A 23,298-nucleotide genomic window follows, 5' to 3' on the forward strand; every position below is an offset into this window, starting at 1 on the left:
AGGCTCAGCGGTGCCGCGACGACTCGCGCAGTACCTGCCGCACGGCGATGGTCTGGCTGTCCACCGCCTCGCCGTTGATCAGCGCCAGCAGCTTTTCCACCAGCAGCTGTCCGGCCTGTTTGGTGTCCTGCTGCACGGTGGTGAGCGTGGGCGACACCGAGGCGGCCAGCGGGATGTCGTCGAAACCGGCCAGGGCCACGTCCTGCGGAATGCGCAACCCGCGCTCGCGCAGGGCGCGCATCGCGCCGATGGCAATCAGGTCGCTGGCCGCGAATACCCCGTCCATCTGCTCTCCACGCGCCAGCAGCGCCTGGCAGGCGTCGAAGCCATCCTGTTCGGTGGTGATCGCATCGTGCTGCAGGCCGGGGTCGGCACGGATCCCGCGCGCGGCCATCGCCGCCACGTGGCCGCGGTAGCGTTCTTCGAACTCGGGGTAGTGGCTGGAGGCATGGCCGAGGAAGGCGATCCGCCGGCAGCCCTGGTCGAGCAGGTGGGCGGTGATGTCGAAGCCGCCCTGGAAATTGTCGCTGCCGATCGACACCCCGGGCTGGTCGGGCAGGGCCGCGCCCCAGCGCACGAAGTGGGTGCCCTGTTCGACCAGCCGCTGCAGCCGCTGGCGCGACTCGTGGTAGTCGCCGTAGCCGAGCAGGATGATGCCGTCGGCCTTGTTGCTGTCCTCGTAGTCGGCCTGCCAGTCGGTGGACAGCTGCTGGAAGGACACCAGCAGGTCGTAGCCGCGCAGCGCGCAGGCGCGGGTGATCGCGCCCAGCATGGCGTGGAAGAACGGGTTGATCAGCGAATCGTCGTTGGTGGGGTCCTCGAAGAACAGCAGCGCCAGCGTGCCGGCATTGCGCAGGCGCAGGCTGGAGGCGTTCTTGTCGACCTTGTAGTTCAGCTCCCGGGCGATGCGCAGGATGCGCTCGCGGGTTTCCGGGTTGACCATCGGGCTGCCGCGCAGCGCGCGCGACACGGTCGGCTGCGACACCCCGGCCAGGTGCGCGATATCCAGGGAAGTGGCTTTGCCGCGGATGGTCATTGCCGGGGACGACGGGGATACGACCCGTATCATGCCATGCGCGGCCCGTCCCTGGCCGGGCCCGGCGGTGCCCGCCGCATCCAGGCCGTGGCCGGGGCGGCTGTGGCACGGCCGCTACCGCCGGCCGGCCTTGCCGCACAAGGCGTGAGGCCGATTCCGGTCGTTTTTGGCCGGAATTCCGACCGAGCCGGGCGCGATGGCAATGATAAGATGGGGCATTCTGGATCCCCCCAATTTCCCAGGGGCGGCACTGCGTACCTGCACCCCGGCCGGGGCTGTGGTATCACTGCGGCCTGCCCTCGGACAACGGAAGAGCAACCCTATGGCGCGCGGCATCAATAAAGTCATCCTGGTCGGCAACCTCGGCAACGACCCGGACGTGAAGTACACCCAGGGCGGTATGGCGATCACCCGCATCAGCCTGGCCACCACCAGCGTCCGCAAGGACAAGGACGGCAACCAGCAGGAGCGCACCGAATGGCACCGCGTGGTGTTCTTCGGCAAGCTCGGCGAGATCGCCGGCGAGTACCTGCGCAAGGGCAGCTCGGTCTACGTCGAAGGCAGCCTGCGCTACGACAAGTACACCGGCCAGGACGGCGTGGAGAAGTACTCCACCGACATCATTGCCGATGAAATGCAGATGCTGGGCGGCCGTGGTGAAGGCGGCGGTGCTGGCGGCGGTGGTCAGCGCCAGGGCGGCCAGGGCGGCGGCTACGGCCAGCAGCGTCCGCAGCAGCAGGCCCCGCAGTCGGCTCCGCCGATGGACGATTTCGCCGACGACGATATTCCGTTCTGAACAACACTTGCCGGCAAGTGCTGGACGTTTCAAGGAGAGCCCCGTTTTACGGGGCTTTTCTTTGTCCCGAAGATTCTTCCATTCAACGCGCCATTGCCGAGGTAGCCGCGCAGGCGCCATTGAACGTGGCAACAGCGGCCTTCATCGCACGGTCGCCCTCCGGTGCTTGCCTGCGCCGTCGGTGGCGAGGGTGTTGCACACCCCCTCGGCCCATCCAGCAGCCCGCCTCCGGCCGCTTCCCGACTGTCCATCACCGTTACGCGGCAACCCGCGCGATGCGCGTTGTGCCCTGCAACATGGGTTTTCGTGCACTGCGTCTTGCAAAAAAACGATCCCGTACCCTATGGTGCAATCGATTGCATTGCGGTGATTGGTTGCGTTTGATACCGGTCGGGAGGCCGGAAAGTGAATGCCTATCCACTCGATCGGACCGGCTCCGGGCCAGGGGCTCACGCGGCGCGAGGCGCTGCGCATGGCGGTCGCCGGGGGCCTTGGCCTGGGGGCTGCGGGCGTGCTGCCGGCGTTTGCCGCCGCCATGCCGCGCAAGGGCAAGCTGAAGCACTCCGTCGCCCGCTGGACGTTCCCGCAGCTGTCGGTCGCCCAGCTTTGCCAGACGGTGAAGGGCATTGGCTTTGCCGCCATCGATCTGGTTGGCCCGGCCGATTGGCCCACGCTGAAGGCCCATGGCGTGTACAGCTCGATGTGCAACGGCGCGGAGATGGGCCTGGACAAGGGCTTTGCCGGCCGCCAGTTCCACGATCAGCTGGTGCAGCGCTATACACGGCATATCGACCTGGTGGCCGATGCCGGCTATCGCAACCTCATCTGTTTTTCCGGCAATCGCAACGGCATGGACCCGCAGGAAGGCATGGCCCATGCCGAAGCAGGCCTCAAGCGCATCCTCGGGCATGCCGAGAAGCGTGGCGTCGTGCTGGTGATGGAGCTGCTGAACTCCAAGGTCGATCATCCCGACTACCTGTGCGACCACTCCGCATGGGGCGTGGAGCTGTGCCGGCGGATCGGCTCGGCGCATTTCGGCCTGCTGTACGACATCTACCACATGCAGATCATGGAGGGCGACATCATCGCCACCATCGGCAGGCATCACGCCTGCTTCAAGCATTACCACACCGCAGGCGTGCCTGGCCGGCACGAGATCGGCGACCAGCAGGAACTCCACTATCCCGCCATCTGTCGCGCGATCGGCGACACCGGTTTCGATGGTTATCTGGCGCAGGAGTTCATGCCTGCGGCGCCGGATCCCGTCGGCTCGCTGCGCGAGGCGATACGCCTTTGCGACGTCTGAAACGATATCCACCCAGGTGAAGTAGAACCCATGGCAGACAATCACTACGACGCCATCGTCGTCGGCTCGGGAATCAGTGGCGGTTGGGCAGCAAAGGAACTGACCGAGAAGGGCCTCAAGGTCCTGATGCTGGAACGCGGACGCAACATCGAGCACGTCAAGGACTACGTCAACGCGATGAAGGAGACGTGGGATTTTCCGCATCGCAACCGGCCAACCCAGGCGATGAAGGCCGATTATCCGGTGTTGATGCGCGACTACGGCCTGGTCGAGAACCTGCAGGGAATGTGGGCCGATGAAAAGGAGTCGCCCTACGTCGAGACCAAGCGATTCGACTGGTTCCGCGGCTATCACGTGGGCGGGCGCTCGCTGTTGTGGGGGCGGCAGAGCTATCGGCTGTCGGACCTGGATTTCCAGGCGAACCTCAAGGACGGCATCGCCACTGACTGGCCGATCCGTTACGCCGACATCGCGCCCTGGTACGACCACGTGGAGAAGTTCGCCGGCATCGCCGGCACGCGCGAAGGGCTGGATGTGCTGCCCGACGGCCAGTTCCTGCCGCCGATCCCATTGAACATCGTCGAGAAGGACGTGGCCGCGCGGATCAAAAAGGCCTTTGGTGGAACGCGGCACCTGATCCACTCGCGCACCGCCAACATCACCCAGCCCATGCCCGAGCAGGGCCGCGTCAACTGCCAGTACCGCAACAAGTGCATCCTGGGCTGCCCCTTCGGCGCCTACTTCTCGACCCAGTCGGCGACGCTGCCGGCAGCGATGAAGACCGGCAACCTGACGCTGCGGCCCTTCTCGATCGTCAAGGAAGTGCTCTACGACAAGGACCGCAAGCGTGCGCGCGGCGTGGAGGTCATCGATGCCGAGACTGGACAGACCTACCAGTACACGGCCAAGGTCATCTTCCTCAACGCATCGTCCTTCAACTCGACCTGGCTGTTGATGAACTCGGCCACCGATGTCTGGGAAGGCGGGCTGGGCTCTTCGTCCGGCGAGCTGGGGCACAACGTGATGGACCACCATTTCGGTGCCGGTGCCTCCGGCCGGGTCGAGGGCTATGAGGACAAGTACTACTTCGGCCGGCGTCCCTGCGGCTTCTATATACCGCGTTTCCGCAACGTCGCCGAGGAGAAGCGCGGCTATATGCGTGGATTCGGTTACCAGGGCGGCGCCAGCCGCAGCGGGTGGTCGCGTGAGATCGCCGAGCTGAACATCGGTGCCGACCTGAAGGAGGCGCTGACCGTACCCGGCGACTGGCGCATCGGCATGACCGGTTTCGGCGAGATGCTGCCGCACCACGACAATACGATCCGCCTGGATCCGGACCGCAGGGACAAATGGGGGTTGCCGGTGTTGGCGATGGACGTTTCCATGCGCGCCAACGAATTGGCCATGCGCAAGGACATGGCCGCCGATGCCGCCGAGATGCTGGAGGCCGCCGGCGTCAAGGACGTGGAGATGCACGACAACGACTATGCCCCGGGCAAGGGCATCCATGAAATGGGGACCGCGCGCATGGGGCGTGACCGCAAAAACTCCGTGCTGAACCAGCACAACCAGGTATGGGACGCGCCCAACGTCTATGTGACCGACGGTGCCTGCATGACCTCCAGCGCCTGCGTGAATCCCTCGCTCACCTACATGGCGCTGACCGCACGGGCCGCCGACCACGCCGTGCGCGAACTGAAAGCGGGGAACCTGTGATGGATCGCCGCGAACTGCTGAAGATGATCGTCGTCGCCACGGGCGCGGCCATGGTCGGCCTGCCCGCGCGCGGCCATGGCCAGGTGCCGGCCGCCGGGGCGAAGACCCTCTTCTCCGACGCCGAGGTGGGTACGCTGGACGAGATCGCCGAGACCATCCTGCCGCGGACGAAAACGCCGGGAGCGAAAGACGCGGGCGCAGGGCTTTTCATCGCGCAGTTCGTCACCGACTGCTACACCGCCCGGCAGCAGGCGACGTTCCGCGCCGGCCTGGCCGATATCGACAAACGCGCCGGCGGCCGCTTCGTTTCACTCGCGCCGCAGGCCCGCACCGAACTCCTGCGCGCGCTGGATGCAGGGGCCAGGAAGCACGCGGTCGAGGTGACCGAGACCGGCACCGCCGAGCAGGGAGAAGCGATGCCGCACTACTTCACGATGATCAAGCAGCTGACCATCTTCGGCTTCTTCACCTCGAAGGTCGGCGCGACCGAAGTGCTGCAGTACGTTGCCGTGCCGGGCCGCTACGACGGCGACCTCGCCTATGTTCCCGGCACGCCTGCCTGGGGGACCAGCTGATGGGTCGCAAGGTGACGGCCAGCCCGCTTCTGTTGGCGGTCGGCCTGTGGGCCACGGCGTCTGCGTCCACACAGGCTGGGGCCGACCCTGCGCGCGATCCAGCGAAGACCGAGGTGTGGACGCCCGTGCCTGCCGCCGTGGCCACGCCGCCGGGCAGGGCGCCCTCCGATGCGATCGTGCTGTTCGATGGCAAGGATGTCTCGGCCTGGGAGTCGGAGCAGGGAGGACGCGTGCCCTGGCGCATTGCCGATGGCGCGCTGACCGTGGTTCCGGGCAGCAAGGGCATCCGCACCAGGCAGCGCTTCTGCGACGTCCAGCTGCACGTCGAGTGGCGTACGCCGCTCGAAACCCGGGGTTTCGAGGGCCAGGACCGTGGCAACAGCGGCATCTTCCTGCAGGAGCTGTACGAGCTGCAGGTGCTCGACAGCTACAACAACCTCACCTATGCCAACGGCCAGGCGGCCTCGATCTACAAGCAGGCCCTGCCGCTGGTGAACGCCTCGCGTGCACCGGGGCAGTGGCAGGCCTACGACATCCTCTGGAAAGCGCCGCGCTTCTCGCAGGGCGGCGGGCTCATCTCGCCCGCGCGCATCACCGTGCTGCACAACGGCGTGCTGGTGCAGGACGACACGGTGCTGGCGGGCAGGACCGAGTACATCGGCGCGCCTTCGTACGCGCCGCATGCGTGCGCGCCGATCTACCTGCAGGAGCATGATTCCAGGGTCAGCTACCGCAACATCTGGGTGCGCGAGCTGTAGTGGAATCCTATTTCGCCAGGTAACTGGCGAGATTGTCGATCTCCTGTGGCGACAGCTGGGAGAAGGGGGGCATCAAGCCGCCGCCCTTGCTGATCTTCTCCTTGATCTGCGCCGGCTGCAGCCGCTTGGCGACGTCGGTGAGCGCCGGGAACGTGGGGGGAATGCCGGCGCGGTTCGCGCCATGGCAGGCCGTGCAATGGGTTGTATAGAGCTTGGCACCGGCAGCAGGGTCGTCCTTGGACCATGCCGTGGTCGCAGACGTGGCGCCGCATAGAACCACGGCCATTGCCAGGATCGTTTTCATGTGGGCTCCTTCACGCTTCATCGCGGTGCACTGGCGGGCGCACGGGGGTTCAGGTGTTCACGCAGGTAGTCCGCGCCGGTCTGGATGACCTTGGCCGGATCGCGTGGCTGGTCGTGCTCGACGATGTACCACTGCACGCCGGCAGCTGCCGCGGCAGGCAGGATCGTGCGCCAGTCCAGCACGCCCTGGCCGACGGCGGCGAAGCCGCCCTCGTCTTCGCCCTGGCCGGTAGGGGCATTGTCCTTGGCGTGTACCGCGAACAGGCGGCCGCGGAATTTACCCAGCATCACCGCCGGGTCCAGGCCGGCACGCGCGACCCAAGCCAGGTCCAGCTCGCTCTGCAGGTCGGGGCCGGCCGCGGCGAACAGCAGTTCCAGGCCCGTCCTGCCATTGAAGGCTACCAGTTCGAAGTCGTGGTTGTGGTAGGCCAGGCGCATGCCCTTGGCCCGCACCTGTTTCGCGATCCGGCCCAGTTCCTGGCCCAGCGCGGTCCAGCCCGCGGCATCGGTGGGCCGATCCTTCGCGTCCAGGTAAGGCACCACCAGCATGGTGTTGCCGATCGACCGGTTGAAGGCCACCACGCCGTCCAGGTCCCGGCGCAGCTCGGTCAGCTGCACGTGGGACGAAATCGCCCTGATCGAATAGCGGTCCAGCAGCTGCTTCAGTTCCACGGCGCTGACGTTCTGGGTGCCGACGGTTTCCACCGCGCCTACGCCCGCGTCGTGGACGATCTTCAACTGCTGGTCGAGCGATCCCGCGTTGCGCAGCGTATACATCTGCACCGCGATGGGCTGTTGCGGGATGGCAGCTTCGCGTGCGAAGGCGGGCAGGGCAACGAGCAGCAGCAGCGCGAGGGTTGCCGTTCTGCGAGCAGGGGTGTTCATCAGGAAATCCTCCCGGGGTTCAACCGATGGCGGTCCAGGCGCGCGTCCTGGCCGATGCGATGACGTGATCGACGATCCGCGCCGAGCGCAGTCCGTCTTCGAAGGTGGGCAGGCCCGGCGGCCGCTCGCCGTCGATGGCGCGGTAGGTGTCGGCGACGAACGCCTCGAAGCAATGGCCGTAGCCCTGCGCGTGCCCGGCCGGCAGGACCGACAGCCGGCGCTGTTCGGCACTGCCGGCCCCCGGGCCACGCACGAAGGTCTCCTCGCGCTGGTCGGGCAGGCCGATCCACAGCCGCTCGGCGTCTTCCTGGTTGAATGCCACGCTTGATTTGGCGCCATCGATCTCGAACCAGAGGCGATTGTGGCGTCCGGCCGACACCTGGCTGACCGTCAATGACGCCAGCGTACCCGCGCCGGTCCTGAACATCGCTGCTGCTACGTCCTCGCTCGCGACCGCCTGCATCGCGCCACCGGCCACCGCTGTGGTGAAGCTCTGCCCGGTGTCGGTGCTGCGTTCGGCGATCACGGTGGCGAACGCCGCGCTGACGTCGACGAAACGCTCGCCGCTGACCCATTCCACCAGGTCACACCAGTGCGAGCCAATGTCGGCGAACACGCGCGACGCGCCGCCCAGCGCCGGGTCCACGCGCCAGTTGTTGCTGGCCGGGTCCAGCAGCCAGTCCTGCAGATAGCTGCCGTGGATCAGGTGCAGCGGCCCCAGCTCGCCCTGCGCGATGCGTGCGCGTGCCTCGCGGACCACCGGGTGGTAGCGGTAGACGAAGGGCACCGTGGCGACCAGCCCGGTCGAGGCGGCCAATGCCGCCAGGGCCTCGGCGTCTTCCAGGGTCGTCGCCAGCGGTTTCTCGCAGATCACATGTTTGCCGGCTTCCAGTGCGGCCTGCGCCATGGGGCGGTGCAGGTGATTGGGCGTACAGATGTGCACGACCTGCACCTGGGGATCGGCGACCACTTCCTCGATATCCCGATAGGCGCGCGGGACATTCCACGACTGCGCCACCTCGCGTGCGCGTTGCGGGGAAGAGGCGGCCACGCCGCGCACCTCGGCACCGGCGAGCAATGCCGCGCGGCGATGCACGGCGCCGATCATGCCCGTACCGACGATGGCGATTCCTGGTTTGCGCATCGGATGGGTTCCTCAGGGCGTGGAAGGCGCGGCCGCGACCACCGGCCGGTCGCGGAACAGCAACAGGAAGGCGATCAGCACGACCAGCGCGACGCCTGCCGGGAACAGCCAGATCCGTTGCCAGTCCGGGCCCGCGGCGGTGGTGTAGTGCTCCACCACCGCGCCGGACAGGAACGTGCCGATCAGCATGCCCACGCCGTAGGTGGCCAGGGTGATGAACCCCTGCGCGCTGCTGCGCGCGTCGGGGCCGGCATGCGCATCGGTGTAGATCTGGCCGGTGACGAAGAAGAAGTCGTAGCAGATGCCGTGCAGCACGATGCCGATCACCAGCAGGGAGAAGCCGCCGCCCGCATCGCCAAAGGCGAACATGGCGTAGCGCACTACCCATGCGGCCATGCCCACCGCCAGCATCGTCTTGACCCCCAGCCGCACGAACAGGAACGGCATGGCCAGCATCAGCAGGACTTCGGAGACCTGCCCCAACGATTGCAGGCCGGCCGCGCCGCGCACGCCCAGGTCGTTGAGATACGGATTGGTGAAGTTGTAGTAGAACGACAGCGGGATGCAGATGGCGATGGATGCCAGGAAGAACACCAGGTAGGAGCGCGACTTCAGCAGCCGCAGCGAATCCAGCCCCAGGATCTGCCCCAGCCCGGCGTCGCGCTGTTGCGCCAGCGGCGGGGTGTGCGGCAGCGTGAATGCATACAGGCCCAGCGCCAGCGATGCCATCGCCGCCATCTGGAACGTGAGCTCGAGCCGATGCGCCTGTTCCCAGCCCAGCCAGCCGATCAGCACACCCGCCACGATCCAGCCGACGCTGCCGGCCACCCGCACCAGCGGGAACTGTTTTTCAGGGGACTGCATGTGCCGCATCGCCACGCTGTTGGCCAGCGCCAGCGTCGGCATGAACAGCAGCATGTACCCCATGACATAAGCGGAGAAGGTGCTGAAGTCCGTCGCCGTGGACGCCAGCCACATCAGTGCCGCGCCGGCCAGGTGCAGTACCGCCAGGATGCGCTGCGCGGCGAAGTAGCGATCGGCGATCAGGCCGACCAGGAAGGGGGCGACGATGGCACCGATCGATTGGCTGAGGAAGGCCGTCGCTACCTGGCTCGCGCTGGCCTGGAGCGGGCCCTGCACCAGGTACGTGCCTAGGGTGACGAACCATGCCCCCCAGATGAAGAACTGCAGAAACATCATCGCGCCCAAGCGCGACATGGTGTGCGTCATGGCTTGCCCTCCCAGGCAGTGATGGCTCAGATCCCCAGCATGCGGCGCAGCGATCCAGGATCGGTACCGCTGTCGGCAAAGTCGTCGAAGGCGCGTTCGGTCACGTGGATGATGTGGTCGCGGATGAAGGCGGCCCCCTCCCGGGCGCCGTCTTCGGGGTGCTTCAGGCAGCACTCCCACTCCAGGACTGCCCAGCCGGGGAAGTCGTACTGTGCGAACTTCGAGAAGATCGCCTTGAAGTCGATCTGCCCATCGCCGAGCGAACGGAACCGCCCCGGACGATCGATCCAGTCCTGGTAGCCGCCATAGACCCCACTGCGCGCACTGGCGCGGTACTCGGCGTCCTTGACGTGGAAGATGCCGATACGCTCGTGATACCGGTCGATGAAGCCCAGGTAGTCGATCTGCTGCAGCAGCAGGTGGCTGGGGTCGTACAGGATCCGGGCCCGGGGGTGGTGGTCCACCACGTCGAGGAAGCGCTCGAATGTCGCGCCGTCGTGCAGGTCCTCGCCCGGGTGGATCTCAAAGCACAGGTCCACGCCACAGGCGTCGAAGGCATCCAGGATGGGGCGCCAGCGGCGGCCGAGTTCGGCGAAGGCTTCTTCCACCAGCCCGGGCGGGCGTTGCGGCCAGGGATAGAAGTAGGGCCAGGCCAGCGCGCCGGAGAACGTGGCATGCGCCGTCAACCCCAGGCGCTGGCTGGCCTTGGCCGCCAGCAGCAGCTGCTCCACCGCCCAGGCCTGGCGAGCGGCCGGATCGCCGCGCTTGTCGGGCGGCGCGAATCCGTCGAACAGGCTGTCATAGGCGGGGTGGACGGCGACCAGTTGCCCTTGCAGGTGGGTGGACAGCTCGGTGATCTGCAGGCCATGTCCGGCCAGCATGCCGGCCACCTCGTCGCAGTAGGCCTGGCTCCGGGCCGCCTCGGCCAGATCGAACAGGTGGGGCGCACTGGTCGGTATTTGTAAGCCAGAATAGCCCAGGCCCGCGGCCCACTTGGCCAGCGTGTCTAGCCGATCGAACGGAGGTGTGTCGCCGATGAACTGCGCCAGGAACAGCGCTGGACCCTTGAGCGTCTTCAAGGTGATTCGCCCTAGATGCAATCGATTGCATTATCCTAGCAGGGGCTTCTGCAGGACCCGTTGTGCACTGCACAGCGGAAAGAAAAACTAACGCCATGGCAACCATTTACGACATCGCAAAGCATGTCGGCGTCTCCGCCGGCACGGTGTCGCGGGCGCTTTCCCGGCCGGAGAAAGTCCTGCCGGCCACGCGTACCCGCATCGAGCAGGCCGCCGCCGCGCTGGGCTATGTGCCCAACACGGTTGCGCGGACGCTCAAGACCCAGCGCAGCGGCAAGATCCTGGTCACCGTCCCGGACATCGCCAATCCGTTCTTCGCCCAGATCCTGCAGGGCGCGGAGGAAGCCGCGCAGGCCGTTGGCTACGCCGTCCTGCTGGGCGATACCCAGCATCAACCCGACCGCGAGGAGCGCTACGCGCAGATGCTCCGGCGCAACGAGGCCGACGGCCTGATCGTGCTCGGGCATCGCCTTCCACCCACGGCGCGCGCGATCGTCCAGCAGTTGGGCGCCGCTGCGCCGGTGGTCAATGGATGCGAGTTCGACCCTGCGCTGGGAATTCCCAGTGTCCACATCGACAACGCGGCCGCCGCGCGCGCGGTGATGGAACACCTGTATGGACTGGGCCACGAACGGGTCGCCGTGGTGGGCGGGCCGCCCGACAATCCCCTGCACCGGCAACGCCTGGAAGGGACCCGGGCCGCCGGCAGGGCGCGCGGCCGCCTGCGCCACCTGGGCGTGATGCCCGGCGACTTTTCCGTGGAATCCGGCCATGCGGCCGGCATGGCGCTGTTGGCCCGCGCGCCGATGCCGACCGCGGTGTTCTGCTTCAGCGACCAGATGGCGCTGGGCGTCCTGGCAGCCTGCCGGGATCTGGGCATCCGCGTGCCGGAGGACCTGTCCATCGTCGGCTTCGACGACCTGGCTTCGTCCAGTTACCTCACGCCCCCGTTGACGACCATCCGGCAACCCATGCGGGAGATCGGTGTCCGCGCGGTCAAGCTGCTGCTCGCCATCATCGAAGGGGTGGATGTGCCGCTTCAGCAGACGCTGGATTTCAGTTTGATGTTGCGGGGCTCGACGGGCGCGCCGAGGGGCAGGTGACGGCAGAGGGTGCGCCGCGGCCGGGCAGCGGGGCGACGTACTTGAGGGGGAGTTGTGCGGCCGCGCGTCTTCGTTGAGCAGGTTGGGGCCGCTGAGGAAGACGTCCATGCCCGCTACGTACGCGCCGAACGCCTTGATCTCCCGGCTGAGCTGGACGTCCACCAAGTTTAAGCCATCTAGCGGAATCTCCTCGCTGACGTTCCTGCCCAGGTACTTCTGGCGGTCGTAGCAGGTACTGGACAGCCGTGCCTTTCACCCCTGGTTCTCCACTGCAGGTTGGCGCCGTAGCGATTGGTCGGCTGTTGGGCAGGTATATACGAAGCGCCAGTCAACTGGACACCCAGCGCCAAACAGACTGGACAGGGGCACGAAGCTGGACACCTCCGCCATGCTGGGTAGCCCAAGCGTTAGAACCCCCTCTTGCAATCAGGACGCGTCAGGCGAGCCGCTTTATGTCGGCTTTGGCCCAGCTCATAGGGCCGTCTCGGCCTTTCAGCTGTCGATTGACGAGCAGCCCCAGGGACGGGCCAACTATTTTAGGTAGTTGATATTGCTGAGTACGCGGGCGCTGGGCAGCGCGCCTTGATCCCGTCACGGCATGGATCGGTGCCATGCGGAGCAATGCGAAGTGGCCTTCCATCAGTCTGTAGGGCTAACCTGTCCGTGCATCCATAGCCTGTCCCCACATGGGCAAGACCCAACACATGGAATTGACAATGACCAACCAACCCAAGCCCGGAGAGTTCTTCAAGTTGCGGCCGGACGCCCGTCGTGGTGGCAAAGGTCACGGGGTGGTCTTCGAGAACGAGCAGGTTCTGCTGACGCCGCCGCGGCTGATCTTGCAGCCCAAGGCAGGGGGTTTCCCGCCGTTGCGTGAAGTCCCACGCCTGGTCTACCACCCGCATGAGGGCGTGCCACCCCAAGACCTTGAAGGCGGGATGAGTGGCTACTGGCTGGTCTCTGAGCGACTCCGCCAGGTGATGCAATCAGTGGATCCTGATGCGTTCGTCTTCACCAATGCTGACTATCGCTTGGCCGACGGTTCCCAAGGTCCAACTTACTTCCTCTGCGATGTAATCCGTACGGTGGACGCTCTGGATGAGGCCGCATCCCAGCTCAACATCGAGATCAGTGATGAATTTGAGGCTGGCAAGTACTACGGCCTTACGGGCGATGTGCGCCTAGCTTTCAAGCGTGACGTACTAGGCTCAGCACACGTCTTCAGATTGCCGTTCCACGGGGGAGTCTTCTGTGACCAAGTGTTCAAGGACGCTGTGGAGGCAGCGGGCATTGTCACCGCAAGGACGACCAACGGGCTCTGGTTTGAAGACGTTGTGAACTGCTGAGCCGAGAACATCAGCGACAAGGAAGGAACCTGATCCATGCCCCACTACCGTACGCTCCTCCAAGACCACCACGGCATTGAACAACAGACGCTGAAGAACAGTGAGTTGCTCGCCAAGCTGCAACAGGCTGGAAAGTTTGATATCCATGCCCCGGAGAATCGGTTATTCCTTCCGGCCAACCCGCAGTTTGCACACGCCTTGGGAATTACACCGCATAGCGGCGGTCCGCTTGGCGCCTATCAGGATGGAATGTTGGAGCGCTTGGATAGGCTTCAAGAGACATTGGATGGTCAAGCTGCAATAGAGGGCGACCTGGCAGCAATGGATCGGGTGGTCAAGCGCGTCGAGCAGTTACGCGACACGGTTAAGGTCGGCCTGATCAACGGCGACTTGAACACCAATACTCCGTTCGGCCAAACCCCCGCGCTGACCAGTCAGAGAGTCCGGCATTTCTTCGAAAACATCCCAGCCTACTATGAGGCACATGCCCATCAGCTCCAGGCACTGAAAGGCTTCACTGGTATCGATCACGGCTGGGGTGCCATCGCGCACACCGAGTCGCGCATCGTCACCATGCTCAACAAGATCGACGTCGATAGCATGCCGATGACCCGTGGCGGGGACATCCCGCTGCAGCGCAGTGGGCTGTCCTTGGCCATCGCCAACGCCCACCACGATGGTCGGGTGGTCATGTCCGAGCCGGGCATTCGTCGGGTCGAGCTGGTGCTGGGCGAGGAGTCGGCCTACCGGATCCGCGTCCCTCCCAGCCAGCAGGGCGCGGTGTCCATGGACCTGCTGCTGGGCGAAGCGTCCGCCCGCAATCTGGTCCGCACAGGCGGCCTGTTGACCACCGGCGCCGATGCCATCATGACCGCACGCCGCGCTGCCGAACTGCTCGAGCAGGGCAACACCACCGCCGCACAGTCGGAGGTCAACCACGCGCTGGCCCGCAACGCGGGCGGATGGGTGGGTGGTGGCGCCACCGCCTTGGCGCTGGGCGGTAGTGGGTTCCTGCCGGCAGCCGTAGTGGCGGCCGATGCCCTGCTGCTGAGCAAGGCGTTCGAGAAAGGCGCGGACCTGCGCGACAACTGGGCCATCTACCACCAGACCGACAAGGCGGATGTCGACTGGAAGTTCGACGGCCGAAATTGGGAGCGCCAAACCGCCTTCGATAGCACGTCCAATGGGCGCGGCAGTCCCGTCGAACGAGATGTGGTGGCGAGTTATCAGAAGTCCCAGGAACTGGGCGCCATGGCCAGCGCAAAAGCAGTGGAGCTGGCGCTGGGCAAGGTGCCACCGCCGCAGGACCCGTTCAAGATCCCCGCCCAACCCGGTGACCAGCGCGGGCTGGACAACCAGGACTGGCACCGCAACCCCGATACTTTGGCGTGGGAACGCCAGATCAAAACCGGCGTGTCCGGTGCGAACGACCGGGGCAGCTACGAAAACCAGACCGCAACGCCCGAGCGGGCCCGGCAGCTCAACCAGGAAGCACTGGCCCGCATCGAGGGCAATATCAGCAACGGTCGCGAAGCCATTGCCGCCGCTTACCTGGAGAGCCACGCCGCACAACGGGCGCAGGATTACCGGGTGGACGTGCCGGCAGCGGTGGAGACGGCGCGCGCCAAGCCCGACGTGGTGCTGGGCTCGGACGGCCAGGTCTACCGGCGCAATGACGCAGGAGAATGGGCCAGCCGGGATGGGTTGGCCCATGGCAACCTGGCCACGGAGTTGGAGATGACCAACCTGATACGCCAGCCTTCGCTGGAGCGTTCGCAGCAGGCGTTGGCAGACATCCAGGCCTTGCCGGCGCCGACGGCAGCCCAAGCCGAGAAGAACGAGCTGCTGCACCGTTATCGGAGTGCGGGCATCGATCTGAATGTGAACCCGGATACCCAGCAAGCCATCGGGCTGGCGGTGCAGCGGACGCTGGAGGCCAACGGCGTTATTGGCCCGACGATGCAGCAGTTGCGGCCGGATGGGGTGGACAAGCGTGGCTTTGATAGCCCGATCATCCACTTCCAGACCGGGCCGGATGGAGCAGCTCGCCAGGTCGCCATCACCAGCAGCGAAGCACTGCGGCAGGCATTGAATGATGTGCGAGCCCACCGCCATGAGCAGGCCCCCATTCCCGATACCCCCGAGTTGCGCATCGCGGCGTTGTCGCCGGACGAGCGTGACGCGTATGAGCAGACGCTGCGCGAAGCCAACCGGCACGGCGTATCCGCCCAGGAGGCGCAGCGGGTGGCGACCTTGGCGGCAGTCAACGTGCACGCTCCGCAGATGGAAGAAACCCGAGCGCCGCAAACAGCGGTCGATGTACAGCGACAACGTGATGCAAACCCTGCACCTGATGTAGTGACGATGGCAGCCGCTTCCGCGCCCATTGCTGCTTCGCCGCCGATCGCCCCGGAACGCCCTGAACAAATTCAGCCGTTCACCCAGCGCGCCCTGAACAAATTCAGCCGTTCACCCAGCGCGACGCGCCACGGGCAGAACCGGAGGTGCAGCCGGCATCGGCGGCGATGCATGATTCGACCCGACAGGGCATGCATGTTGGTCAGCCGGCTTCCCTGCAACCCACGCCATCGGCGCACCATAAGCGGGAAGTCCAGATAGCAGGTGCCCTGAATCAAGACACGTCGCAGCAGCCTGCCGCGCTCCACCCACCCGAGCCGGTCACACCGCCCTCGCCAGGGAACGCGCAGCCCGACGCCGTGCAGCACCCATCCATCGAAGATCATCAGCATCGCAATCAGGCGTTGCCTGCTCAGTCGACCGAGAACGCGCCGGCCGCACCCGTAGTCCAGGCGCCGGCGGCGCTCGATCAGCAGGCCACGCCGCCGGTGGTGATGACGCCGATGCAGGCCGGTCATCCCGACCACGCGCTCTACCAGCAGATACGCGAGCAGGTGACGGCGCTGGATGCCAAGCACGGCCGCAACTTCGATGCGACCAGCGAGCGGATGACGGCCAGCCTGCTGGTCTTGGCCAAGGGCAATGGATTGGATCGGGTGGACCATGTGGTGCTGAGCAATGCCACTCCGCAGCTGCCTGCAGCGCACAACATCTTTGTGGTGCAGGGCGAACTGAACAACCCCGCGCACCAACGTGCGCATATGCCCACCGAGCAGGCTGCACAGACCCCGGTGAACGAATCGCTGCAGCGGTTCGAGGTGGTCAGCCAGGAACAGCAGCAGGCGCAGCAGTTGGAGCAGCAACTGCAGAATGAGCGCGAGCAGCAGGGGCAGGCGCGCGGCATGAGCATGGGCTGAGATTTGGGTGCGGCGTGTTGGCTTCGGGTTTTGGCTTTAAGTCCCGCTGCGCCCAAACCGCACTCAGGCACGTGCCGCAGGCGGCCCGCCTTGACCTGTCCTGTTTGCGTCAGCATGCCGACAAGGGCCGTTACAGCCACGACAACTTCTACCACTCCATGCTGGGCCTGCTGGATGTTCAAAGCCGCGTGTACCAGCCGGGGCTGGATCTGTTTGCCGCATGCCGGGGGCTGGGCGCCCGCGGCCGGTGAGTCGGTGCGCCTGGCGGGCGGGCCTTTCTCCAGTTTGAACGGTGCCTGGCCGGCGACGGCTGCGGGCCGGCCGCATCCACTACCATGGGCCACCTGCCAGGATGCACCGCCATGTCCCTAGTGATTCCCGCGCCGCCCAAGCCGCCCGTCGCCCGCATCGCGGCCTGGTTGTTGATGCTGCTGGGCATGTGGCTGGCGTTGAAGCTGGGCCTGGTGGTGACGCTGCTGTTGGGCCTGCTGGTGTTCCACCTGACCCACCTGCTGGCCTCCACGGTGGAAGGCAAGCTGCCGCCCGGGCGCGCACGGGCCTACTCGGTGATCGTGCTGTCGGCGCTGATCATTGGTGTGCTGACCCTGGCCGCGATCGGTATCGCATCCTTCTTCCGCAATGAAACCGGCGGCCCCGATGCGCTGCTGATGCGCTTGATGGACATCCTCAATTCGTCCCGTCACCAGGTACCGGCGTTGTTGCAGCCGTACATCCCCGAAGACCTGCAGGCGCTGCGCACGGCGGTGAACGACTGGGCCGCCACCCATCGCCAGCAGCTGGGTATCGCCGGCACGTCGGTGGTGCAGATCAGCGTGCGGGTGCTGATCGGTATGGTGCTGGGCGCGATGATCGCGCTGTACGACGAGCTGCCGCTGCCGAAGATGGGGCCGCTGGCGCGGGAGCTGGTCGGCCGTACCAGCCGCCTGGCCACCGCGTTCCGCCAGGTGGTGTTCGCGCAGGTGAAGATTTCCCTGCTCAACACGCTGTTCACCGCGATCTTCCTGCTGGGCGTGCTGCCGCTGTTCGACGTGCACCTGCCGTTGTCCAAGACGCTGGTGCTGATCACCTTCCTGGCCGGGCTGCTGCCGGTGGTGGGCAACATCATCTCCAACACCATCATCACCATCGTGGCGCTGTCGGTGTCGTTCTATGTGGCGGTGGTGGCGCTGCTGTACCTGGTGGTGATCCACAAGCTGGAATATTTCCTCAACGCACGCATCGTCGGCGGCGAGATCCAGGCGCGGGCGTGGGAACTGCTGCTGGCGATGCTGGTGATGGAAGCGGCGTTCGGCCTGCCGGGGCTGGTGGCCGCGCCGGTGTTCTATGCCTACGTGAAGCGCGAACTGCTGGACCAGCGCTGGATCTGACCCGCCGCCGCCACGCACGGCGTGGCGCTACCGCCTGGCCGGCCGGCCCGGCGTGGCCAGTTTGCTGCGCCGGTGCTCGGCGCGCCGGGCCTGGTAGCGCGCCATGCTCTGCTCCAGTTCCTCCAATGCGCCGGCCGGCAGCCACAGCTGCGCGGTGCCGCGGGTCATCGCGGTATAGGCCGCGCGCACCGGGTTGTGGCCATGGCCGCGGCCGAAGCCGGTACGGAAGCAGCAGATCGCCATCGCCACCTGGGCAAATTCGCTGTTCTTGGCGTGCTCGACCAGCAGCAGCTGCAGCGGCGCCTGGTGGTAGTCGGCCAGGCGCTGGCCCAGTTCGCCGAAACGGTCGCGGTTGTAGCCACGCATGAACATGCGCGGGATCTGCGGCATGTCCTGGTCGTTGCACTCGGCCAGCAACGCTTCCCAGCGCTGGCTGCTGCCGCCGTGCGAGGTCATTTCGCGGTAGGCCTCTTCGCCGCGGTTCACCTCGCGGCCGAGGCTGGACACGCTGTCGGGATGAATGCCGAAGCTGGCCCCGGCCGCGGCCAATCGCTGCGCTTCTTCCAGCAGCCGCCACGGGCTGCCGTAAACGCGCGCGCCGCTGCCCGGCACCTCGTCCCAGCCGGCATAGGTGCGGACCAGGGTCGGCTGGTCGGCCGAGCCTTCGAACGGGGCCTGGATGAAGCCGGTGGCATCCAGCGCCACGGTCTGGTTGACCAGCTGCTCGACCCGGCGGCCCTGGCGCACCGACTGGGCGATCTCCAGGGTCATGCCGGTGGCAAAGCGCGGCGCACGGCCGATCAGCCGCTGGTTGGGGTCGCCCAGGCTGATCACCGCGCCGGCATAGCCGGACAGCAGCGCCTTCCAGGCCGGGCTCATGTCGTGGCCTTCGTCGACCAGTAGCGTGCCCCAGCTGGTGGGGATCGGCGCGTGGTGCTGGGCCAGCCATTTGCCGAGGTGGTCGACGTTGAGGCTGAGCAGGGTGGATTTCTGCAGCACCGGGTCGAACATGCAGCGCCATACGTGCTCGGCGGCGGCCAGGTACGGCGCCGCATCGAGCATCGCCCACGGCAGCGCCCGCACGAAGTGGCGGGGCTGCAGGCGCTCATCCGAGGAGCGGCACCAGCTGGCGATGCCCTCGAAGGCCACGCGCAGGACGCTGGCCGGGGGCTGGTTGCCGATCGGCTGCAGGCCGATGCGGCGGGCGATATCGGCAAAGGACGCCTTGCTGATCTGGAAGGTCGGCCGGAACGCCGTGCCGAGCAGGCCGAGGCGGTGCGCGTTGCCGGCTACCTGGTTGGCAAAGCTGATCTGCGACAGGATCTCGATCGGCAGCGCGCCGCTGAGCCGGCGCCGGAACGCCTGCACCTGGCTGGGGCGCGGCGCGATATAGGTGTAGCGCCGGGTTGCGCTGTCCAGCAACTGCAGGATCAGGTGGGTCTTGCCGGCGCCGGCGTAGGCATCCAGGTCGATGTGTTCATCGTCGTTGGCCACGATGGCGCGCAGCGCACGCGCCTGTTCGGCGGTGTAGTGGTGGGTGCGCTCGACGTAGGCGGGGGCCGGCCGGGCGTCGCCGGCCGGTTCCTGCGCGGGGTCGGCATGCACGGCCGCGTCGGTGTAGAAGCGGATGGTGTGCGGTTCCAGCGTGGTCTGGCAGGCGGCCTGGAACAGGTCCACCGGATAGGCATCGGCGGACACCGCGCAGTAGTGCGCCACCACCTCCTCCGGGCCCAGCAGCACGCCTTGCGCGGCCAGGGCCTGCAGCCAGTGGTCCGGGTCGGCCGGCATGCTGGGCGCCAGTGCGCTGAACTGCGCGGCGGCTGCCTCGGGTCGGGCGGCCAGCAGCGCGCAGGCCTGGTCGATCAGCCCGGTCAACGCGGCCCAGTGCGGGGGCCGGCCCTGGCACAGCGCGGCGGCGAACAGCCCGGCCCGTTCCAGCGCGGTGGGCGGAATCTGCGCGTGGTCCACGAAGGCGGAGACCGCTGCCTGGGTCAGCGGAAGGAAATACGCAGGTTGGGTCGGCAGGGGCATTACAGAGGCGATCGGGCAGCTGCCGGCACGGTAGCAGATGCACCCTGGCCGCGCTCACCCCCGAAGGGCATGGCGCCGCGCGGACGTCGATGACGGGACGGCCTGGACTGCGTATGCTCGGGTCGGCTGCCTCCGGGGTGGACGCAGCCTGCCGATCCATCGTGCCCACCGGGGAGCACCCATGCTGATCCTGTTTCTGCTGTTCTCGCTGCTGTGCCTGTGGATCGTCTTCCTGGGCGGCGCCGAGCGCGTGCAGGGATTGTTCTCGCTGCTCACGTTCGACCTGATCGACCTGTTCAGCGAGCCGTTGACCGTGCAGCAGGTGCGCCTGTGCGTGGCGATCACCTGGTGCATCGCCGCGGCGCTGATGGTGGCGCTGGCCCTGGGCTGAGCAGCGCGCCTACATCGCGCTGCCCACCGGGGTGATCCGGCGCGCCTGCTGCTCGGCCTTCACCTGCCGCCACCACGGCGTGCCCGGCTGCGGTGCGTCCAGGTCCAGGCGTTCGCCCATGCCCGGGGTGGCCAGGGCGATGCCGCGCTGCGCGGCCAGGGCGCTGACCCGTTCGAACGGCTCGTCCCACGGGTGCAGGGCCAGGTCGAAGGTGCCGTTGTGGATCGGCAGCAACCAGCGCCCGCGCAGGTCCTGATGGGCCTGGACGGTCTGTTCGGGCTGCATGTGCACGAACGGCCACTTGGCATCGTAGGCGCCGGTTTCGATGAAGGTGACATCGAACGGGCCGTACCGTTCGCCGATGCGCTTGAAGCCGTCGAAGTAGCCGGTGTCGCCGCTGAAGAACAGGCGCAGGCCGTCATCCATGATCACCCACGACGCCCACAGCGTGCGGTTGCCATCGCGCAGCCCGCGGCCGGAGAAATGCTGGGCCGGGGTGGCGGCAAAGCGCAGGCCGTCCACCTCGGTTTCCTGCCACCAGTCCAGCTGGCGCACGCGCTCGCGCGGCACGCCCCAGGCGATCAGGCGGTCGCCCACGCCCAGTGGGGTCAGGAACACCTCGGCGCGGGTGGCCAGGTGCTTGATGGTGGCGCGGTCCAGGTGGTCGTAGTGGTCGTGGGAGAGCAGCACGCCACGGATCGGCGGCAGGTCCTGCAGGGCGATCGGCGGGGCGTGGAAGCGTTTGGGCCCCATCCACTGCACCGGCGAGGCGCGCTTGGAGAACACCGGGTCGGTCAGCCACCAGTGGCCGCGCAGTTTCACCAGCAGGGTCGAATGCCCCAGCCGGTACAGGCTGTGCTCGGGCGCGTCGGCCAGCTCGGCGGCGCTGACCGCGCGTACCGGTGGCGGTTGCGGCGGGGTGGTGCCGGCCGGGCGGTCGAACAGGAATTCCCAGAGCAGCTTGAGCGTGCCGGTCACGGTTTCCTTCGGCTTGGGAGCGGCGTTGGTGAACTGGCCGGCGGTCATCTGCGGCGAATTGGCATGGTTGGCGATAGGCACGGTCAGGGTCATCCCGAGGAGTACGGTGAGGGAAAAGGCGGCGGCAATCAGGGGCAGGGCGCGCATGTGTCTCTGCTGGAATATTGAGCGCGTAGGCACTCATTCATGGGGTGAAAAAACCGGTTCAACGCTGGATGCCTTTCCAGAACAGGTCGAAACCGGCCTGCTGCAGCCTCTGCCGGTGTTCGGGCTCGGCGGCCATGGCATCCAGGGTGGTTTCCAGCAGGTTGATCAGCACCCGGCCCAGGTAGAACGGCAGGCGTTGGCCGTCGACGTGGTCTGCCAAGCCGGTTTCCAGGCTGTGCAGCATGCTGCCGAACAGGCCGGCGCATTCGCTGCGGGTGTGTTCGCTGATGCGCTCGGACACCTTGAGCTGGCGCAGCGCCATGCGGTCCACCGGGTAGCTCGAGCCCCAGGCGATCAGCGCATTCCAGGCGTGCTGCAGCAGGTCGTGGGCGTTGGCCCCGGTCGGGAAATCGGTGGCCAGCGCATTGGCCAGCCGGGTTTCCAGCTGCACGAATACCGCGTTGAGCAGGGCGTCCTTGCTCGGAAAGTAGGTAAACACCGTACCTTCGGCCACCTTGGCCGCCCGTGCGATCTGCGCGGTGGACGCGCCGATGCCCTGCGCGGCCACCAGCTTGGCGGCGGCGGCAAGGATGGCATCGCGTTTGTGATCGCTGAGCGGGCGGGCCATGGAAAATGAGTAAGTGAGTGCTTGCTCATTTATAGATGTGGCCGGTACCGGTTGCAAGTGCCGGTGCACGGGCAGGGGCAGGCCGTTCAGGTCCGGGCAGGTTGTCGGCGTGCCGGGCTGGGTCTATAAGGCGGTTCTGGACCGCTGACAGGAAGGCCGCCGATGACGGCAAAATCCCCCGCCCCTCCGCCCACCGACGGTGTCGGGCCCCGGCTGTTAGCCGGTGGTAATCCGCAGATCCCGAAGGGCTACGGCGATGCCCCGGTGCAGGCCTATATCGCGGCGATGCCGGGATGGAAGCGCGCCGTCGGGCAACGCCTGGACGCGCTGATCACCGCTGCGGTGCCGGGCCTGCGCAAGGCGGTGAAGTGGAACAGCCCGCTGTATGGCGCAGGTGATGAGGGCTGGTTCCTGGGCCTGCATTGCTATACCGGCTACATCAAGGTGGCCTTCTTCCGCGGTACCGCACTGCAGCCGGTACCACCGCAGCCCTCCCGCAGTGGCGACACCCGCTATCTGCACGTGGGCCCGGACGCGCCGCTGGACGAGGCGCAGTTCAGTGCCTGGGTGCGCCAGGCCAGCCGGCTGCCCGGCGAACGGATGTAGGTCGCCGCATGCAGCGCCGCCATGCCCCTGGACAGGACACACCAATGACCTCGACCACCCCCAACAAATCCCGTCACAGCACAGCGGCGGCGGCCACCGAGCCGTCGGCCGCGCAGTTGATCGACGCCAGGATCGCCAGCCTGGACGATTGGCGTGGCACCACCCTGGCGCAGCTGCGCCGGATCATCCGGCAGGCCCATCCCGGGATCGTGGAGACGGTGAAGTGGCGTGGCGTGCCGGTCTGGGAGCACGCCGGCATCGTGTGCACCGGTGAGACCTACAAGGCTGCGGTGAAAATGACCTTCGCCAAGGGCGCGGCACTGGACGACCCGGCCGGGCTGTTCAACGCCAGCCTGGACGGTGCCACCCGCCGCGCGATCGACGTGCACGAAGGTGACGCGATCGATGCGGCGGCGTTGACGGCATTGATCCGCGCGGCGGTGGCGCTGAACGTGGCCGACCGCGCCGCCAGGGCCGGGCGGTCGCCTGCGGCGCGCGGCGCGCCGGTACTGAAGAAAACTACAGCGACGAAAGCCGCGGTGAAGAAGAGCGCCGCAAAGAAGAGCGTCGCAAGGAA

General features: G+C 66.8%; 22 protein-coding genes and 2 pseudogenes. 14 read left to right on the forward strand and 10 right to left on the reverse strand.

The window, feature by feature from the left end; translation table 11 throughout:
- Nucleotides 1–4: 4 nt before the first annotated feature.
- Entirely contained in the window at nucleotides 5–1,036 is a 1,032-nt protein-coding gene (locus tag AC3ITM_RS05415) for a LacI family DNA-binding transcriptional regulator (RefSeq protein WP_489268981.1), read from the reverse strand.
- A 322-nt stretch (nucleotides 1,037–1,358) separates the two neighbouring features.
- On the opposite strand from AC3ITM_RS05415, the gene AC3ITM_RS05420 reads away from it, so the two are divergent.
- The 5 genes from AC3ITM_RS05420 (at nucleotide 1,359) to AC3ITM_RS05440 (ending at nucleotide 6,187) form a co-directional block, all read left to right on the forward strand.
- Nucleotides 1,359–1,832, forward strand: coding sequence for a single-stranded DNA-binding protein (locus AC3ITM_RS05420; protein WP_489268983.1), 474 nt, complete (start codon nucleotides 1,359–1,361; stop codon nucleotides 1,830–1,832).
- Nucleotides 1,833–2,241: 409 nt separating this feature from the next.
- The gene (locus AC3ITM_RS05425) at nucleotides 2,242–3,138 is read left to right on the forward strand and encodes a hydroxypyruvate isomerase family protein (protein ID WP_489268984.1); all 897 of its coding nucleotides are present in this window, start codon (nucleotides 2,242–2,244) and stop codon (nucleotides 3,136–3,138) included.
- Between the two features lie 30 nt (nucleotides 3,139–3,168).
- The gene (locus tag AC3ITM_RS05430; RefSeq protein ID WP_489268986.1) at nucleotides 3,169–4,854 is read left to right on the forward strand and encodes a GMC oxidoreductase; all 1,686 of its coding nucleotides are present in this window, start codon (nucleotides 3,169–3,171) and stop codon (nucleotides 4,852–4,854) included.
- A complete protein-coding gene (locus AC3ITM_RS05435) occupies nucleotides 4,854–5,429 on the forward strand; it encodes a gluconate 2-dehydrogenase subunit 3 family protein (protein ID WP_489268987.1) in 576 nt (191 codons plus the stop codon). The genes AC3ITM_RS05430 and AC3ITM_RS05435 overlap by 1 nt, the downstream gene beginning before the upstream one ends.
- Nucleotides 5,429–6,187 (forward strand): 3-keto-disaccharide hydrolase, encoded by a 759-nt coding sequence (locus AC3ITM_RS05440; RefSeq protein WP_489268989.1) that lies wholly within the window; start codon nucleotides 5,429–5,431, stop codon nucleotides 6,185–6,187. Before AC3ITM_RS05435 ends, AC3ITM_RS05440 begins: the two co-directional genes overlap by 1 nt.
- A 7-nt stretch (nucleotides 6,188–6,194) precedes the next feature.
- Here the strand turns inward: AC3ITM_RS05440 and AC3ITM_RS05445 are convergent, their stop codons facing one another.
- The 5 genes from AC3ITM_RS05445 to AC3ITM_RS05465 are packed head-to-tail and all read right to left on the reverse strand — an operon-like array spanning nucleotide 6,195 to nucleotide 10,828.
- Entirely contained in the window at nucleotides 6,195–6,491 is a 297-nt protein-coding gene (locus AC3ITM_RS05445) for a c-type cytochrome (RefSeq protein ID WP_489268991.1), read from the reverse strand.
- A gap of 17 nt (nucleotides 6,492–6,508) precedes the next feature.
- Nucleotides 6,509–7,375 (reverse strand): sugar phosphate isomerase/epimerase family protein, encoded by an 867-nt coding sequence (locus AC3ITM_RS05450; protein ID WP_489268992.1) that lies wholly within the window; start codon nucleotides 7,373–7,375, stop codon nucleotides 6,509–6,511.
- A 19-nt stretch (nucleotides 7,376–7,394) separates the two neighbouring features.
- A complete protein-coding gene (locus AC3ITM_RS05455; protein ID WP_489268994.1) occupies nucleotides 7,395–8,519 on the reverse strand; it encodes a Gfo/Idh/MocA family protein in 1,125 nt (374 codons plus the stop codon).
- Nucleotides 8,520–8,531: 12 nt separating this feature from the next.
- A complete protein-coding gene (locus tag AC3ITM_RS05460; RefSeq protein ID WP_489268995.1) occupies nucleotides 8,532–9,749 on the reverse strand; it encodes a nucleoside permease in 1,218 nt (405 codons plus the stop codon).
- Nucleotides 9,750–9,775: 26 nt separating this feature from the next.
- Nucleotides 9,776–10,828, reverse strand: a complete 1,053-nt coding sequence (locus tag AC3ITM_RS05465) for a sugar phosphate isomerase/epimerase family protein (protein WP_489268996.1) — start codon at nucleotides 10,826–10,828, stop codon at nucleotides 9,776–9,778.
- Nucleotides 10,829–10,923: 95 nt separating this feature from the next.
- On the opposite strand from AC3ITM_RS05465, the gene AC3ITM_RS05470 reads away from it, so the two are divergent.
- Complete coding sequence (locus AC3ITM_RS05470) at nucleotides 10,924–11,931, forward strand: LacI family DNA-binding transcriptional regulator (protein ID WP_489268998.1); 1,008 nt, start codon at nucleotides 10,924–10,926, stop codon at nucleotides 11,929–11,931.
- Here the strand turns inward: AC3ITM_RS05470 and AC3ITM_RS05475 are convergent.
- Nucleotides 11,885–12,248 (reverse strand): annotated as a pseudogene (locus AC3ITM_RS05475) (hypothetical protein); the annotation flags it as partial. The gene AC3ITM_RS05470 and the pseudogene AC3ITM_RS05475 overlap by 47 nt on opposite strands.
- A 369-nt stretch (nucleotides 12,249–12,617) precedes the next feature.
- Between AC3ITM_RS05475 and AC3ITM_RS05480 the strand changes: the two are divergent.
- From AC3ITM_RS05480 to AC3ITM_RS05500, 5 genes are all read left to right on the forward strand, one after another.
- A complete protein-coding gene (locus AC3ITM_RS05480) occupies nucleotides 12,618–13,277 on the forward strand; it encodes a DUF1629 domain-containing protein (protein ID WP_489269000.1) in 660 nt (219 codons plus the stop codon).
- A gap of 36 nt (nucleotides 13,278–13,313) precedes the next feature.
- Nucleotides 13,314–15,896, forward strand: a complete 2,583-nt coding sequence (locus tag AC3ITM_RS05485) for a hypothetical protein (RefSeq protein WP_489269002.1) — start codon at nucleotides 13,314–13,316, stop codon at nucleotides 15,894–15,896.
- Nucleotides 15,827–16,552, forward strand: coding sequence for an XVIPCD domain-containing protein (locus AC3ITM_RS05490; protein ID WP_489269004.1), 726 nt, complete (start codon nucleotides 15,827–15,829; stop codon nucleotides 16,550–16,552). Before AC3ITM_RS05485 ends, AC3ITM_RS05490 begins: the two co-directional genes overlap by 70 nt.
- Nucleotides 16,553–16,656: 104 nt before the next feature.
- Nucleotides 16,657–16,803 carry a hypothetical protein gene (locus tag AC3ITM_RS05495; RefSeq protein WP_489269005.1) on the forward strand — a complete coding sequence of 49 codons (147 nt, stop codon included), beginning with the start codon at nucleotides 16,657–16,659 and terminating at the stop codon, nucleotides 16,801–16,803.
- Nucleotides 16,804–16,914: 111 nt separating this feature from the next.
- Entirely contained in the window at nucleotides 16,915–17,940 is a 1,026-nt protein-coding gene (locus AC3ITM_RS05500) for an AI-2E family transporter (protein WP_489269007.1), read from the forward strand.
- A gap of 27 nt (nucleotides 17,941–17,967) precedes the next feature.
- On the opposite strand, the gene AC3ITM_RS05505 is transcribed toward AC3ITM_RS05500, so the two are convergent.
- The gene (locus AC3ITM_RS05505) at nucleotides 17,968–19,971 is read right to left on the reverse strand and encodes a hypothetical protein (protein ID WP_489269009.1); all 2,004 of its coding nucleotides are present in this window, start codon (nucleotides 19,969–19,971) and stop codon (nucleotides 17,968–17,970) included.
- Between the two features lie 181 nt (nucleotides 19,972–20,152).
- Here AC3ITM_RS05505 and AC3ITM_RS05510 point away from each other — a divergent pair, with 181 nt between their 5' ends.
- Complete coding sequence (locus tag AC3ITM_RS05510; protein WP_228886258.1) at nucleotides 20,153–20,362, forward strand: hypothetical protein; 210 nt, start codon at nucleotides 20,153–20,155, stop codon at nucleotides 20,360–20,362.
- Between the two features lie 9 nt (nucleotides 20,363–20,371).
- Here the strand turns inward: AC3ITM_RS05510 and AC3ITM_RS05515 are convergent, their stop codons facing one another.
- Nucleotides 20,372–21,433, reverse strand: a complete 1,062-nt coding sequence (locus tag AC3ITM_RS05515; RefSeq protein ID WP_489270032.1) for an MBL fold metallo-hydrolase — start codon at nucleotides 21,431–21,433, stop codon at nucleotides 20,372–20,374.
- A 112-nt stretch (nucleotides 21,434–21,545) separates the two neighbouring features.
- A complete protein-coding gene (locus AC3ITM_RS05520) occupies nucleotides 21,546–22,115 on the reverse strand; it encodes a TetR/AcrR family transcriptional regulator (protein ID WP_228886259.1) in 570 nt (189 codons plus the stop codon).
- 162 nt (nucleotides 22,116–22,277) lie between these two features.
- On the opposite strand from AC3ITM_RS05520, the gene AC3ITM_RS05525 reads away from it, so the two are divergent.
- Nucleotides 22,278–22,721 (forward strand): DUF1801 domain-containing protein, encoded by a 444-nt coding sequence (locus tag AC3ITM_RS05525; RefSeq protein ID WP_489269012.1) that lies wholly within the window; start codon nucleotides 22,278–22,280, stop codon nucleotides 22,719–22,721.
- Nucleotides 22,722–22,765: 44 nt separating this feature from the next.
- A pseudogene (locus tag AC3ITM_RS05530) lies at nucleotides 22,766–23,185 on the forward strand (DUF1801 domain-containing protein); the annotation flags it as partial.
- Nucleotides 23,186–23,298 lie beyond the last annotated feature (113 nt).

This window comes from Stenotrophomonas sp. KH_029 (assembly GCF_057839765.1).

Excerpts from the sequence above, each read along its gene's own strand:
- AC3ITM_RS05415 (WP_489268981.1), bottom strand. The coding sequence starts at position 1,036 with ATGACCATCCGCGGCAAAGCCACTTCCCTGGATATCGCGCACCTGGCC.
- AC3ITM_RS05420 (WP_489268983.1), top strand. The coding sequence starts at position 1,359 with ATGGCGCGCGGCATCAATAAAGTCATCCTGGTCGGCAACCTCGGCAAC.
- AC3ITM_RS05425 (WP_489268984.1), top strand. The coding sequence starts at position 2,242 with ATGCCTATCCACTCGATCGGACCGGCTCCGGGCCAGGGGCTCACGCGG.
- AC3ITM_RS05430 (WP_489268986.1), top strand. The coding sequence starts at position 3,169 with ATGGCAGACAATCACTACGACGCCATCGTCGTCGGCTCGGGAATCAGT.
- AC3ITM_RS05435 (WP_489268987.1), top strand. The coding sequence starts at position 4,854 with ATGGATCGCCGCGAACTGCTGAAGATGATCGTCGTCGCCACGGGCGCG.
- AC3ITM_RS05440 (WP_489268989.1), top strand. The coding sequence starts at position 5,429 with ATGGGTCGCAAGGTGACGGCCAGCCCGCTTCTGTTGGCGGTCGGCCTG.
- AC3ITM_RS05445 (WP_489268991.1), bottom strand. The coding sequence starts at position 6,491 with ATGAAAACGATCCTGGCAATGGCCGTGGTTCTATGCGGCGCCACGTCT.
- AC3ITM_RS05450 (WP_489268992.1), bottom strand. The coding sequence starts at position 7,375 with ATGAACACCCCTGCTCGCAGAACGGCAACCCTCGCGCTGCTGCTGCTC.
- AC3ITM_RS05455 (WP_489268994.1), bottom strand. The coding sequence starts at position 8,519 with ATGCGCAAACCAGGAATCGCCATCGTCGGTACGGGCATGATCGGCGCC.
- AC3ITM_RS05460 (WP_489268995.1), bottom strand. The coding sequence starts at position 9,749 with ATGACGCACACCATGTCGCGCTTGGGCGCGATGATGTTTCTGCAGTTC.
- AC3ITM_RS05470 (WP_489268998.1), top strand. The coding sequence starts at position 10,924 with ATGGCAACCATTTACGACATCGCAAAGCATGTCGGCGTCTCCGCCGGC.
- AC3ITM_RS05480 (WP_489269000.1), top strand. The coding sequence starts at position 12,618 with ATGGGCAAGACCCAACACATGGAATTGACAATGACCAACCAACCCAAG.
- AC3ITM_RS05485 (WP_489269002.1), top strand. The coding sequence starts at position 13,314 with ATGCCCCACTACCGTACGCTCCTCCAAGACCACCACGGCATTGAACAA.
- AC3ITM_RS05490 (WP_489269004.1), top strand. The coding sequence starts at position 15,827 with ATGCATGTTGGTCAGCCGGCTTCCCTGCAACCCACGCCATCGGCGCAC.
- AC3ITM_RS05500 (WP_489269007.1), top strand. The coding sequence starts at position 16,915 with ATGTCCCTAGTGATTCCCGCGCCGCCCAAGCCGCCCGTCGCCCGCATC.
- AC3ITM_RS05505 (WP_489269009.1), bottom strand. The coding sequence starts at position 19,971 with ATGCCCCTGCCGACCCAACCTGCGTATTTCCTTCCGCTGACCCAGGCA.
- AC3ITM_RS05510 (WP_228886258.1), top strand. The coding sequence starts at position 20,153 with ATGCTGATCCTGTTTCTGCTGTTCTCGCTGCTGTGCCTGTGGATCGTC.
- AC3ITM_RS05515 (WP_489270032.1), bottom strand. The coding sequence starts at position 21,433 with ATGACCCTGACCGTGCCTATCGCCAACCATGCCAATTCGCCGCAGATG.
- AC3ITM_RS05520 (WP_228886259.1), bottom strand. The coding sequence starts at position 22,115 with ATGGCCCGCCCGCTCAGCGATCACAAACGCGATGCCATCCTTGCCGCC.
- AC3ITM_RS05525 (WP_489269012.1), top strand. The coding sequence starts at position 22,278 with ATGACGGCAAAATCCCCCGCCCCTCCGCCCACCGACGGTGTCGGGCCC.